The sequence below is a fragment of the Flavobacteriales bacterium genome, from assembly GCA_016699575.1.
Classification (GTDB): domain Bacteria; phylum Bacteroidota; class Bacteroidia; order Flavobacteriales_F; family PHOS-HE28; genus PHOS-HE28.
On record CP064979.1, the window covers coordinates 999,420 to 1,012,753 of the forward strand.

Consider the following 13,334-nt stretch of genomic DNA (forward strand, 5'->3'; position numbering starts at 1 on the left):
GATCCCTACGGCGGCCCCGGGTCGCTGAACGCGGGGTTCGTCAGGAAGGCGGTATCCGTGAGCTGCTCCAGGAACGCTATGACCTGTGCCTTCTTCTGCGGTGTCAGCTCCATGGTCTCATCCGGATCCACGAACTTCATGAAGGCATCCACCGTCGGGGAGTCTTCACCTCCTTCGTTGTAGTGGTCGATGACTTCCTGCAACGTCGCGAAACGGCCGTCGTGCATATAAGGGCCGGTAACGGCAATGTTGCGCAACGTGGGTGTTTTGAAGTGGCCGATCTGGAAGGGGTCGCCCGTAACAGCTCCCACACCCTCATCAGTCGGGTTCGGGCCTTGGAGCGCGTTGTTGTGGAACTGCTCATCCGTAAAGAGACCTGCACCATCCGTGTGGCAGTGGAAGCAGTCAGCACCGCCCTGCCCGTTCGGGATGAAGGGCGGGAAACCGCCTTCAAGCTTGAACAGGTCGTAGCCCAGTTGGGCTTCCAGCGGGATAGTCCCTTCACCACGCTTCCAACGATCGTACGGACTGTTGGCGCTGATCATGGTGCGCAGGAACTGTGCAAGTGCCTTGGCTGCGTGAACACTGTCCAAGCTGTTGCCACCGAAGGCGGCGGTGAAGAGGTTCTGATAGGCGGAGCTTGCACTGAGCTTGGCGATCGCATCCGGCCAGGTCTCGTGCATTTCGATGGGATTGATGACCGGCTCCAGCACCTGTTTCTCCAACGATGGTGCACGCCCGTCCCAGAAGAAACTGTTGCCCCAACCGAGGTTGATGAGCGCCATGGCGTTGCGTTCGCCGGCGATGCCATCAATGCCTTCGCTGAACGCATTGCCGTTGTCCGTGAACCCGAAGATCTGCGCATGGCAGCTCGCACAGCTCATCATGTTGTCGTTGCTCAGCTTCTCCTCATAGAACAGGTGGCGGCCCAGCGCCACGCCCTCCACGGTCATGGGATTGTCCATGGGGATGAGCATGGGCGGCAGGTTGTTCGGGATATCGAGCGCGTAGGCCGTGGGTCCGCCCGTACCTCCTCCTCCGCTCGGAGGGTCGGGGTCCTCGTCCCCGCAATTGACGGCCAACAAAGCCATCGAGCCCAAGGCGATGAGAACAGTGCGGTCGTGGAGGAAGGTCTTCATGGCACTTGGTCCAAAGATCGTTCATCCGTCAACGCGTTCAAGAAGGCGACCAGATCGGCCTTCTCCTGGGCACTGAGGGTGAACGATTGCATGTGCGGGCTCAGGTTGGGCTGGTCAAGCCCACCTGTGGCGAAGTGGTCGATGACCTCCTCCAATGTGGCCAAGGAACCATCGTGCATGTAAGGTCCGGTGATGGCCACGTTGCGCAGCGTGGGGGTCTTGAACTTGCCTTCATCCTCGGGTTGCAACGTGATGCGGGCACGGCCAGCGTCGGAGGTGTGGTCCAGCGTCAGCCCGATGTTGTGATAATCTCGGTCAGTGAGATCATAGCCGGTGTGGCAGGAGGAGCAATTGGCAACGCTGCCGCTGAAGATGTTCCAACCGTTGATCTCTTGCGCGGTCAGTGCGGAACCATCACCACCGTGCATATAGCGATCGAACCGGCTCCAGCCGCTCACCAGCGTCCGCTCGTAGCTCGCGATGGCACGTGTGATCACGTAGGCGTCGAGCTGGCGGCCGTACGCCAACCGGCTCAAGCTCCTGTACGGTTCTTCGTCGCGCAGCAGAACGGCCACCGCATTGATGTCGCTGTTCATTTCGCGCGCGTCATGGATGGGAGCCAGCACTTGGTATTCGAGGTTGGGCACGCCGCCGTCCATGAACAAACGTTCCTGGTAGGCCACGTTGGCCAGCGTGGGTGAGTTACGGAAGCCCAATGCGCCGGTGGCACCGGCACTCAGCGCGACCAAGTCCGAAAAAGCGCGCCCTTCCATGTGGCAATCCGCGCAGGAAATGACCGCTGGATCGCTCAAGCGCTTCTCGAAGAAGAGCTCTTTGCCCAGTTGCACCCCGGCCTTCGTCAGTGGATTGTCTACAGGTACCGGCAAAGGGGGTGCGCCAGGTGCCAGTTCAACTTGGAACGCCGGGTTCAAGTCATCCTGAACCACTGCCTCATCGCGGCGGCACGCCACTACGAACAGGACCGTTGCCAGCAGCAGGTGACGCATGGCTCAGGGCGCGGAGATCGCGGAAACCACGCAATCGCTCAAGCGTGTGGCCAACTGGATATTGGTACCGTGCGCTTGGTTGTCGGTGGCCAGGTCCACAGTATCACTAACGGAATAAAAGAACCGGGACACGTCGATCTCCAGGACAACATCCGTTCGGCTCCCTGTTGGAACCTGCACGGGCAAGGACCCGAACTCGACGTCGCGGTAGCATGTGTCCATGCCCGTGTGGATGGAGAACAGGTCCGGCAACGCACCCACGCCGTTGGCGTCCGTGTCGAACCTTCCGTCGAACACCACGAACCGGTAACCCTCGGCCCAGGTCCAATGCATCCCATTGCTCGTGCTCAGCGGATGGTCCGCTGCGTACTGTGTCGGATCTCCGTGATTGATCGCATCGGGCACCCCTATGCCGAACCGGATGCCTGAATAATCACCGGGCGCAACGTCAAATTCCACCGTATCAGGGCCGTCGGTCAATCTCAACAGCTCGATATCGCTCAACTCCTGCGCATCACCTGTAGTGAGCAGTTCGATATCGCTGAGGTACATTTTCACCAGTTGCACTTGCACGCGGTAATCCGACACGTTGTGGTACACCGTGTACTTATCGAATGGCGCGCCATCCCACATGGGCTTCACAATGAGACGCACACCCGACGAGGGCGCGGGCGGCGGGGTGTACGGATCGGGCTCATGCTCATCGCAGCCGGTGAGGACCACCAGCATCAAGGGGAGGAAAAGCAGCTTCTTCATTCGTGGGTAATGCCAAGCACCAAGTTGTCCATGATCATCTCCGTGATCGGGCTCGGGGAGTGTTCGTTATCGTCGGCCTGAATGTCCAGGTTATTGACCAACTGGGCCATGTCAACCGTCAGGTCGATGATCAGCGTTCCGCCGGTCAGCGCGTCGGTGTGGATGTTGAAGACCGCATCACGTCGTAGGACATCGCCACCGCAATCATAGATGAACGTATTGTCAGCGTTGTCCACATCGCCATCGTTGTCGCTGTCGTAACGTCCCTCGAGCTTCAGGAAGATGTAACCGAAGGCGGGGTTCCAGTTCCAATGCATGGTCGCATCGTCCAGCGGCGCATCGTTCATCGTCGGGTCCGAATGATTGGTGGTACTGTCAACGCCGATGGTCATCTCCAACGTGTGGAGATGCCCGTTCACTTCCCCGAAGTTCTGGACCTGTCCACTGGCGGCCTTATCGGCAAGCAGGTACTTCGCCGGGAAGTCGGCCACCGTGGCCCCGCCATCGTCCTTGAAGTGGGGCTGGCCCATGAAGAACCGGACCCGGGTGAATCGGATGGGCTCGCCCAGGTTGGTCGTGTACATCTGGGCATCGTCGTAGGCATCGGCTCCCCACTTCCAGTTGTATTGGACGGCCACGATGGTATTCCCTCCGACATGGGTGTGGTCTTCCACTGTGCCTTCTTCCTTGCTGCACGATGCGCCAAGGAGCACTGCGGCCAGGCCGGTCATCATCAGTTTTCTCTTCATGGTTCCTTCAAGACGCAACATGGGACGTTTTCGTTCCCCTGGTTGCGCGCGTAAGCCCAAAAGTAGTCCTGCTGCTGGGTTGCCATCTGGTTGGCACCCTTGACTTTCGTCATCACCGGACCGTATACAACGAGGAACGGTCGTTCCGTGGGTGTCCTCGTGACCATCGGTCTGGTCCGCTGCAAGCCCCTGTCAGGTTAAAGGCAGCACCTACTTTCGGCGCAAAGCCCCGACCATGCAAGTATCACCGTTCGGACCGTCAAGTACGCTATTGCCCGCGGCCGTGCTTTTGGCCTGCTTCAGCGCCTGCCAGGATGCTCAACGCGGCGGCACGCCCATGGCCAACGGCACAGCCGATGATCCGCACGGTTTGCGGGCATGGCAGATCGAGCGCACAGCTGACCCTGCCACGGGTCTGGTACCTGCCGACATCCGGCGGAAGGAACTGGCGTTCGCGGCCAACCTGCCTCTCCGTGCTGAGGAGAAGAGCTTGAACTGGGCATGGCGCGGCCCGAGGAACCGTGGCGGCCGTACACGCGCCGTGCTGGTGGACCGCACCAACGACCAAGTGCTCATCGCTGGCAGCGTTACCGGTGGCCTTTGGCGCAGCACTGATGGTGGCATGACGTGGACGCGCACGAACCCGCTGGACGCCATGGCAGGCATCAGCAGCCTGGCGCAAGACCCGCGCACCGGGCATGAGAACGAATGGTATGCTGGCACCGGAGAGAACTATGGTGTCGCCAGTGCCACCAGCTTCAGCGCGCTGCTTCCCGGCGACGGTATGTTCAAGAGCACGGATGGGGGCCAGACCTGGACGCACCTGTCGAGCACCGTTGCCGGCGATCACCAGAACTACAACCGCACAGGCAGCTTCAAGCAGGTGAACGGCATTGCGGTGGATCCCACGCGCAACGACAGCGATGTGGTATTGGCAGCGGTGTACGGCGGTGTCTTCCGCAGCAACGATGGTGGTGCTGGCTGGCACACCGTGCTGGGGATCGATACGAACTCAGTGAACGCCTCGCTTTACACGGATATCCGAGTGACCAGCAATGGCGTGTTCTATGCCGCTGCCGGGAACAACAGCGCCATCGAAGGCTTGTGGCGCAGTGCCGACGGCTTTGCGTGGACGGAGATCACACCGGCCGGTTTCCCCGGCAACTGTGAGCGTACGGTACTGTCCATCGATCCGCAGAACGAGAACGTGGTGTACTACTTCAGCGAAACGCCGGGCACCGGAACACAGGGCCATTCGCTGTGGAAGTACCGCTACCTGAGCGGCGATGGCAGCGGCACGGGCGGCGCATGGGAGAACCGCAGCGGCAACCTTCCCAATGGATCCTGCACCGGCTACTTCACCTTCGACTTCGGGTACATCAACTCGCAGACGAGCTACGACATGAGCATCGGCGTGCATCCGGCCGACAGCACCGTGCTCTTCATCGGCGGCACCAATTTGTGGCGCAGCACCGATGCCTTCGCCAGTGCCGACAGCACCAGTTGGATCGGTGGTTACCGCTGCAACCAGAACGACCCGAAGGACTACGTCTATCCACAGCACCACCCCGATCAGCATTGGGTGTGGTTCAGCCCCACCGACCCCGATGTGCTCTATACCGGCAGCGATGGCGGCGTGCACCGCACGAACGATTGCCTGGCCGACAGTGTGCAGTGGACGGACCTCAACACGTCGTACATCACCAGCCAGTTCTATACGGTGCACGTGACGGACAACGGCACCGACGACCGTATCCTGGGCGGAACGCAGGACAACGGCATGTGGCTCTCGGTGACGGACGACATCAACGACAATTGGAAGTATGTGCACCAGGATGACGGCGCGTACGGCGCGTTGGCGCAAGGCGGTCAATGGATGCTCACCAGCAGCCAGCTCGGAAGGCTGTACAAGAAAACCATTGATGCGAACGCCAACATCACCGGCTATGAACGCATCGATCCGGACGGCGCCAGTCCGTACAACTTCATCAACCCGCTGGTGCTGGACCCTTGGAACAACGACCGCATCTACTGGCCCGCAGGCAACAAAGTGTGGACGCGCGGTGACCTCGGCAGCATTCCGGTGACGGACAACTGGTACATCGCACCAACAATGGGCTGGACGAACATCACCCAAGCACAGCTCGGCACCGGTGTGCGCATCACTTGCCTGGACATGAGCGCGGCCAAGACCAACCGGCTCTGCTACGGCACCAACAGCGGCCGCTTCTACCTCTTGGACAGCCTTGATACCGCTACGCCCGTGCGCACACAGATCGATTGGCCGCAATGGCCCGCAGCCTATGTGAGCTGTGTTGCACCGAACGACTTCGCGCCCGACGAGTGGCTGCTCACCTTCAGCAACTACGGCGTGCGCAGCATCTGGCACACCATTGATGCTGGGGCCACTTGGGCGCAAGTAGGAGGCAACTTGGAAGAGAACGTCAACGGTAGTGGCAGCGGGCCGGCGGTGTATTGGGCCGCCATCTATCCGGCCGGATCGGGCGAACCCACACGCTACTTCGTAGGCACAAGCGTGGGCCTCTTCAGGACGAACGCGTTGGACAGTATGAACACGGTATGGGAGATGGAAGGTGCCGGCACCATCGGCAATGTGCCCATCAACAGCATCGCGGTGCGCACCGCCGACGGGCTCATCGTGGTGGGCACGCACGGCAACGGTGTGTACGGCACGAAGGTGGCGCCGCTGGTTGCCGTGAACGAGCCCGCGAAAGCACAGGTGCAGCCTGCCTACCCCAATCCCGCTTCGGAGAACGTGACGTTCGGGGCTGGCAATGGCACGGGTGCGGTGGAAGTCACCGTGCTGGACCAACTGGGGCGCACGGTACTAGCGCGCCGTATCCCATCCGGAACGCCATGGACTTGGAACCTGCGCAACAACGGTGGCACACGCGTCCGCAATGGCACCTACGTCGTGCGCATCGGCAACGATCCACCACAGCGTGTTGTCGTGCAGTAACATCGCAACCCGCAGGTTCACCACAGCCCCTTACCACCTTCTACCCTACCTATCATGTCATTCCCTTCCGACCTCGAGATCGCGCAGAAAGCACAGCTGAAACCCATCGCCAACATCGCGCAGCAGCTCGGTGTGGACCCGGAGGTCATTGAGCCGTACGGCCGCACCAAGGCGAAGCTGCCGCTCACGCTCATCGACGAGAAGAAAGCCGCGAAGAGCAAGCTGATCCTCGTCACCGCCATCTCACCCACCCCGGCGGGCGAAGGCAAGACCACCACCAGCATCGGCCTGAACGAAGGCCTTAACAAGCTCGGGAAGAAAAGCATCGTGGTGCTGCGCGAACCCAGCCTCGGGCCCGTCTTCGGGATGAAGGGCGGCGCGGCCGGTGGCGGCTACGCGCAAGTGGTGCCCATGGAGGACATCAACCTGCACTTCACCGGCGACTTCAGCGCGATCGAGAAAGCGAACAACCTGCTGGCCGCACTGCTCGACAACAACCTGCAGAACCGCAAGCGTACACTGAACATCGACCCGCGCACCATCGCATGGAAGCGCGTGATGGACATGAACGACCGCGCGCTGCGCGACATCACCATCGGCCTGGGCGGCACCGGCAACGGCATCCCGCGGCAGGACGGCTTCAACATCACACCCGCGAGCGAGGTGATGGCCATCCTCTGCCTCGCCACCTCGTTCGAGGACCTGAAGAAGCGCCTCGGCGACATCTACCTCGGCCAGAAGTGGGACCGCACACCGGTGTATGCCCGCGACCTGAAGGCCGAAGGCGCCATGGCCATCCTCCTGAAGGATGCCATCAAGCCGAACCTGGTGCAAACGCTCGAAGGCAACGCCGCCATCCTGCACGGCGGTCCGTTCGCCAACATCGCACAAGGCGTGAACAGTGTGCTCGCCACGCGCATGGGCCTCAGCCTCGGCGACTATGTGGTGACGGAAGCGGGCTTCGGTGCCGACCTCGGCGCAGAGAAGTTCTTCGACATCAAGTGCCGCGCGGCGGGACTTTCACCGAGCGCCGCGGTGATCGTGGCCACGGTGCGCGCGCTGCGTTACCACGGTGGTGCCGACGTGAAAGAAACCGGCGTTGCAGCACCGGACAAGCTGAAGACAGGTCTCGCCAACCTGGGCCGCCACATCGAGAACATCGGCAAGTTCGGTGTGAAGGCGGTGGTGGCCATCAACCACTTCCCCACCGACACGGCAGAAGAGATCGACATGATCAAGGCCTACTGCAAGGAGCGCGGTGCCGAAGCGGTGCTGGCCCAAGGCTTCGCCAAAGGCGGCGCCGGCATGACGGACCTCGCCAGCGCCGTGCTGCGAGTCATCGAGGAAGGCAAGAGCGACTTCAAGCCGCTGTACGACCTCAACCTCTCCATCAAGCAGAAGATCGAGACCATCGCCCGCGAGATCTACCGCGCCGATGGCGTGGACTACAGCGGCGATGCAGAAACCGCGCTGCGCCGAATCGACAAGCTGGGCCTCAACGGCGTGCCCGTGTGCATGGCCAAAACGCAGTACAGCTTCAGCGACAACAAGGAGCTGCGGGCAGCGCCCACCGGCTTCCGCATCACCGTGCGCGACATCGAGATCAGTGCGGGAGCCCGCTTCGTGGTGCCCATCTGCGGCGAGATCATGCGTATGCCCGGCCTGCCCGAAGTGCCCGCCGCCGAGGGGATGGACATCGATGTGAACGGCGTGATCAGTGGGTTGAGCTGAGGCGATCGGCCGTAGGTTTGGAGGGCCATGTCGCAGAACGACCTGCTTTCCGCCATTGATGACCTGAAGCGCGAGCTGGAAGGCCTGTTGCCGATGCGCGCGGAGCAGGAGCGCAGGCTATGGGAGAAGCTGAACTTGGAGTGGAACTACAACAGCAACCACATCGAGGGGAACACGCTCACGTACGGTGAGACGTTCCTGCTCCTGGTGCACGGACGCGTGACCGGTGAGCACTCAGCGCGCGAGATCGATGAGATGCGCGCGCACAATGTGGCCATTGGTATTGTGCGTGAATGGGCGTCCGATCCGTCGCGCAACATCGCGGAGGCTGATGTGCGCGACCTGAACCGGGTGCTGCTCAAAGAACCGTTCTGGAAAGAAGCCATTACCGCGGACCGGCAGCGGACACGAATACAGGTGATACCCGGCCAATACAAGACCGAAGGCAACCTCGTGCTCCAACCCGACGGAACGGTCTTCCACTACGCCGCCCCCGCGGAAGTAGCACCCCTCATGCGCGAACTCATGGCGTGGTACGGCGGAACGGACAACGTGCATCCGCTCATCGTGGCGGCCTTGTTGCATCATCGATTCATCGTCATTCATCCGTTCGGCGATGGCAACGGCCGCACGGCGCGACTGCTCGTCAACTATCACCTGATGCGCAATGGCTTCATGCCGCTGATCGTGAAGAGCGTGGACAAGAACGCCTACTTGAGCGCATTGCAAAAGGCTGACGCGGGTGACCTCGCCCCGCTGATACAATTCCTTGCGTTACAGGAACAATGGAGCTTGGAGCTCGCCCTGAAGGCCGCGCTCGGTGAGGATCTGGAAGAACGGAAGGACTGGGTGAAAGAGGCTGAGGTGCTGTACAAGAGGACAGCCCAAAATGGGGCTGACATCGCACAGCGCAAGGAGGAAGAACGAGTGCTCTTTGCCAAGGTCGTGCAACGCGATGGTGCTCACATCGTGAGTGCCTTCCGTGGAACCGTTCGGGTCTTCGAGCGGTTCTATACAACAGCCAACATCACGTTGCAGTTGATCAGGCACAACGTACCAGGCCACAACACGCTCCTTTTACCGTTGGATGAGAACGGACTACTGAACATGTTCCGCGATGTGGGCATGGAGCCGTACGTTCTCTTGTACTCGAACCTTCATGAAGACGCACTTGGCACTGGTGCGAAACCGATTTGTGCCCAATTGAACTGGTTCGCCCAGAACGGAGATCAGGTCGTGGTCCTCAGCTGCGGCAGTTACAGCAAGCGCTTCCAAGCCGATATGGGGCACAGCCTGCTGCCCGAACTCAACTTGGCATTGGACGAGTTCGGAAAGGCCATGCTCAAAGAGGTTGCGGGTTGAGCTGATCACTCCACCGCAACACGGTACGTGAGCGCAGCAGTGCGCACCACGTACACTCCCGATGGCAAGGCGCCGACGTCGGCGAGCACTCCTCCTTCGGTCCGGCTCTGCGGCACCTGCACTTCACGTCCCGCCGGATCAACCCAAACCAGCGGCCCACGCACACCGGGGAAAGTCACCATGTCGTTAGCCGGTTGAGGGAAAGGAGGCAACTGCTCTGCGCTCTCCTCCGCCACGTTTGTTGCCGCGCAAGCACACGCCGAGAAATGATTCACGCAGAAGAGCGGTGTCAGCGGGGCTGAAACATCATCCAGCACAATGCTGCCCGTGGTGGTGTTCGCGCCAACCCAGGTGCCGTTGATGCCGCCCCAATAGAAGACACCCGTGGCTTGGTCCACGCACGAGCCGGTCATGGCGGGTTTCATCAAGGCATTGGACGTGTGCGCGTTCGACAGGTGCGTTACCACGCCGGTGAGCGGATCCACGGTGGAGACCCACTTGCCATCGCCGCCCTCGCTCGCCGCACCGAACGAAGTACCAAGCACATTCCCGGTGCTGCAGTCGTAGGAAAGGTGCCCGGACGACTCGCCGGGCGGGTCGATCATGGGCGTGTTGTAGAGCAATGTTCCCTGGTCGATGTCGATGCCCATGATGGAGTTGATGTTCTCGAATCCGTACACGCGGTTCACCGGGTCGATGTAGGAGCCAGCGCCCATCATGAACTGCATGTTGCCGGGCATGGTGAGCAGCGACTGGAAGGTGTTCGAGGCAAGGTCGTAGCGCGCGAAGACGATGCTGTCCGGTGGATCGTTCACGAAACCGAACAGCGAGGCCGTGCACGGATCGTACTCGATGAAGTTGAAGAAGGCCGTGCCCGCCATGGGCAGCACTACCGACGTGGTGGGCAGCAGGCCGTAGGGGTCGAGTGAGTAAAGGGTGGTGCCCGTGCAGAAGAGGAAGGTCTCCTGGTCCGTATCCACCGTGCCGCTGGCCATGCTACTGATAACGCCCATGGGCAGCGTGTCGATGTCGCTGATGACCATGGTGGACAGGTCGAGGGAGCTGAAGGCGAACACCCCCGACTGCGGGTTGTGGATCCCGTAGAGGGAGCCTGAGAGTTGGGCGTTGCTCACAAGCGCGATGGCGGAACAGAACAGTGCGAGCGGGAGGCGAGGTAATGGCATGGCGGCGGGGGTAGGTGACACTAAGATGTTCGGTAAGCACCCTTCGCTGCTTCAGCAAGAGCCAGCAAAACGGATCGGCGCCCGGACAGGTCGAAGATCCGCCGATAGAGGAGATCGCTGAACCCTACCCTTTCAACACCTCCCTCCCTATCACCAGCTTTTGGATCTCGCTGGTGCCTTCGCCGATGGTGCAGAGCTTGCTGTCGCGATAGAACTTCTCCACGGGGAAATCCTTGGTGTAGCCGTAGCCACCGAAGATCGACGTTCTCATTGCCGCACCGCGGCCAGGACTTCGACGCTACTCTCGCGGCAGTGTCCGAACGGCCACCGACTTCGCCAAGACCTCCACCACCCAATCGTAGGTAAAGACCACATAGTGCTCGCCAGCATAATTCTCCATCCTCAGCGGCTTGGTCCAGTTTGCACCGGAAACCACGAACAGCGCACCTTCCGGCCACTCGATCTTCTCCAAGAGCGTGAATGTCTGCTCCCCTGATGCGCGGTAGCAGATCACATCATCAAAAACGATTTCATACTTCACCGAAGACTTGTCCTCAACGACCAAGGTCAATCGACTTTCGTTCCACTCCGACCTGACCAATTCAAGCGATCTCTGGCCCTCAGCAGTGACCACCGTCCGCCATGGATTGATCTTCATGCCTCGAAGCTGAATTGGGTTGCGCCCCTGGGAAAATCGCCCCTACCCTTTCAACACCTCCCTGCCGATCACCAGTTTTTGGATCTCGCTGGTGCCTTCGCCGATGGTGCAGAGCTTGCTGTCGCGATAGAACTTCTCCACGGGGAAATCCTTGGTGTAGCCGTAGCCACCGAAGATCTGCACGGCCTCATTGCCGCAATGCACGCTCACTTCACTGGCGTAGAGCTTGGCCATGGCCCCGGCCTTGGTCACCTTCTGGCCGCGGTTCTTCAGGTCGCTGGCGTGGCGGATGAGCAGCTCGCTGGCTTCGATGCGCGTGGCCATGTCGGCCAGCTTGAAGCTGATGCCCTGGAAGTTGGCGATGGGCTGCCCGAACTGTTGGCGCTCCTTGGCGTACTTCACGCTGGCATCGAAGGCGCCCTTGGCTATGCCGAGGCTCAGCGCGGCAATGCTGATGCGGCCGCCGTCCAGGATCTTCATGGCCTGCTGGAAACCCTGCCCCACTTCGCCCAGTACGTTCTCTTCGGGGATGCGGCAGTCCTCGAAGATCACTTCGGCTGTTTCGCTGGCGCGCATGCCCAGCTTGTTCTCCTTCTTGCCTGCCTTGAGGCCCGGTGTGCCGCGTTCGATGACGAAGGCCGTCATGCCCTTGCTGTCCAACAGTTCGCCGGTGCGCACGATGGCCACTACCACATCGCTGCTGATGCCGTGCGTGATCCAGCACTTGGTGCCGTTGAGCACCCAATGCTTGCCGTCCTTCTTCGCCGTGCACTTCATGCGCATGGCGTCGCTGCCGGTGTTGGGCTCGGTGAGGGCCCACGCGCCCAACCATTCACCGGTGGCCAGCTTGGTGAGCCACTTCTTCTTCTGCTCGTGGTTGCCGAAGTAGTTGATGTGGCCCGTGCACAAGCTGTTGTGCGCCGCCACGCTGAGGCCGATGCTGCCGCAGATGCGCGCCACTTCAACGATGGTGTCCACGTACTCGTGGTAGCCAAGGCCCGCGCCGCCATACTCCTCAGCCACGAAAACGCCGAGCATACCGGCAGGTCCGAAATGGTCGGTGAAGAGTTTCTTGGGGAAATGCTGGCTCTCGTCCCATTCCATGACGTTGGGGCGGAGTTCGCGTTCGCACAGGTCGCGCACGGCTTGCGCGATCATCGTTTGGTTCTCGGAGGCGGTAAGCTGCATAGGGTTCAATACGTCACTAGGCGGATGATGTCCGCGGCATAGGGTTGAAGGCGCTGTGCGCCATTGAGGAACGAAAGTTCGATGAGGAAGCTGAAGCCGGCAACCGTGCCGCCCTGCATTCTTATCAGTTCGGCGGCGGCCGCTGCGGTTCCGCCGGTGGCCAGCAGGTCGTCGTGCACCAATACGTTCATGCCGGGCCGCACGGTATCCGTGTGCATCTCGATCTCAGCGCTGCCGTATTCCAGGTCGTACTTGTAGGCAACGGTCTTCCACGGCAGCTTGCCCTTCTTGCGCACCGTGATGAACGGCACACCGAGTTTCAAGGCCATGGGCATGCCATACAAGAACCCCCGGCTCTCGATCCCCGCGATCGCATCAATGCGGCGCCCGTTCAAGCCTGCAATGAGGCCATCGACCACGGCGGTGCTCAGGGCGGCGTCCTCCATCACCGGAGTGATGTCACGGAACAGGATGCCCGGCTTGGGGAAGTCGGGCACGGCGCGGATGGCCGCTTGCAAGCGCTGTTCGAGGGCGGTGGGCATGGGGAGGGCAAGTTTACGTTGCCGTGCTCACCCGGGCC

Annotated in this window: 11 protein-coding genes and 1 pseudogene; 3 read left to right on the plus strand and 9 right to left on the minus strand. The window is 61.0% G+C overall.

Features of this window, described 5'->3' with window-relative positions:
- Window positions 1-5: 5 nt before the first annotated feature.
- From IPJ76_04150 to IPJ76_04165, 4 genes are read right to left on the minus strand one after another with little or no spacing between them, the layout of a single operon-like run.
- The gene (locus IPJ76_04150) at window positions 6-1,139 is read right to left on the minus strand and encodes a cytochrome-c peroxidase (GenBank protein QQR87426.1); all 1,134 of its coding nucleotides are present in this window, start codon (window positions 1,137-1,139) and stop codon (window positions 6-8) included.
- Entirely contained in the window at window positions 1,136-2,146 is a 1,011-nt protein-coding gene (locus tag IPJ76_04155) for a cytochrome-c peroxidase (GenBank protein ID QQR87427.1), read from the minus strand. Before IPJ76_04155 ends, IPJ76_04150 begins: the two co-directional genes overlap by 4 nt.
- A gap of 3 nt (window positions 2,147-2,149) precedes the next feature.
- Entirely contained in the window at window positions 2,150-2,902 is a 753-nt protein-coding gene (locus tag IPJ76_04160) for a hypothetical protein (protein QQR87428.1), read from the minus strand.
- Window positions 2,899-3,651, minus strand: coding sequence for a hypothetical protein (locus IPJ76_04165; GenBank protein QQR87429.1), 753 nt, complete (start codon window positions 3,649-3,651; stop codon window positions 2,899-2,901). Before IPJ76_04165 ends, IPJ76_04160 begins: the two co-directional genes overlap by 4 nt.
- A 235-nt stretch (window positions 3,652-3,886) precedes the next feature.
- On the opposite strand from IPJ76_04165, the gene IPJ76_04170 reads away from it, so the two are divergent.
- The 3 genes from IPJ76_04170 to IPJ76_04180 are packed head-to-tail and all read left to right on the plus strand — an operon-like array spanning window position 3,887 to window position 9,724.
- Complete coding sequence (locus IPJ76_04170) at window positions 3,887-6,631, plus strand: hypothetical protein (protein ID QQR87430.1); 2,745 nt, start codon at window positions 3,887-3,889, stop codon at window positions 6,629-6,631.
- Window positions 6,632-6,685: 54 nt separating this feature from the next.
- Window positions 6,686-8,362 carry a formate--tetrahydrofolate ligase gene (locus tag IPJ76_04175; protein ID QQR87431.1) on the plus strand — a complete coding sequence of 559 codons (1,677 nt, stop codon included), beginning with the start codon at window positions 6,686-6,688 and terminating at the stop codon, window positions 8,360-8,362.
- A 27-nt stretch (window positions 8,363-8,389) separates the two neighbouring features.
- On the plus strand, window positions 8,390-9,724 hold the full coding sequence (locus IPJ76_04180) for a Fic family protein (protein ID QQR87432.1): 1,335 nt from the start codon (window positions 8,390-8,392) through the stop codon (window positions 9,722-9,724).
- A gap of 5 nt (window positions 9,725-9,729) precedes the next feature.
- Here IPJ76_04180 and IPJ76_04185 read toward each other — a convergent pair whose 3' ends face one another.
- From IPJ76_04185 to IPJ76_04205, 5 genes and pseudogenes are all read right to left on the minus strand, one after another.
- Complete coding sequence (locus tag IPJ76_04185; protein QQR87433.1) at window positions 9,730-10,908, minus strand: hypothetical protein; 1,179 nt, start codon at window positions 10,906-10,908, stop codon at window positions 9,730-9,732.
- A gap of 124 nt (window positions 10,909-11,032) precedes the next feature.
- Window positions 11,033-11,167: pseudogene (locus tag IPJ76_04190) on the minus strand (acyl-CoA dehydrogenase).
- A gap of 39 nt (window positions 11,168-11,206) precedes the next feature.
- Window positions 11,207-11,566 (minus strand): hypothetical protein, encoded by a 360-nt coding sequence (locus IPJ76_04195; GenBank protein ID QQR87434.1) that lies wholly within the window; start codon window positions 11,564-11,566, stop codon window positions 11,207-11,209.
- A 42-nt stretch (window positions 11,567-11,608) separates the two neighbouring features.
- Window positions 11,609-12,724, minus strand: coding sequence for an acyl-CoA dehydrogenase family protein (locus IPJ76_04200; GenBank protein ID QQR87435.1), 1,116 nt, complete (start codon window positions 12,722-12,724; stop codon window positions 11,609-11,611).
- 35 nt (window positions 12,725-12,759) lie between these two features.
- Window positions 12,760-13,296 (minus strand): adenine phosphoribosyltransferase, encoded by a 537-nt coding sequence (locus IPJ76_04205; protein ID QQR87436.1) that lies wholly within the window; start codon window positions 13,294-13,296, stop codon window positions 12,760-12,762.
- Window positions 13,297-13,334: the final 38 nt, after the last annotated feature.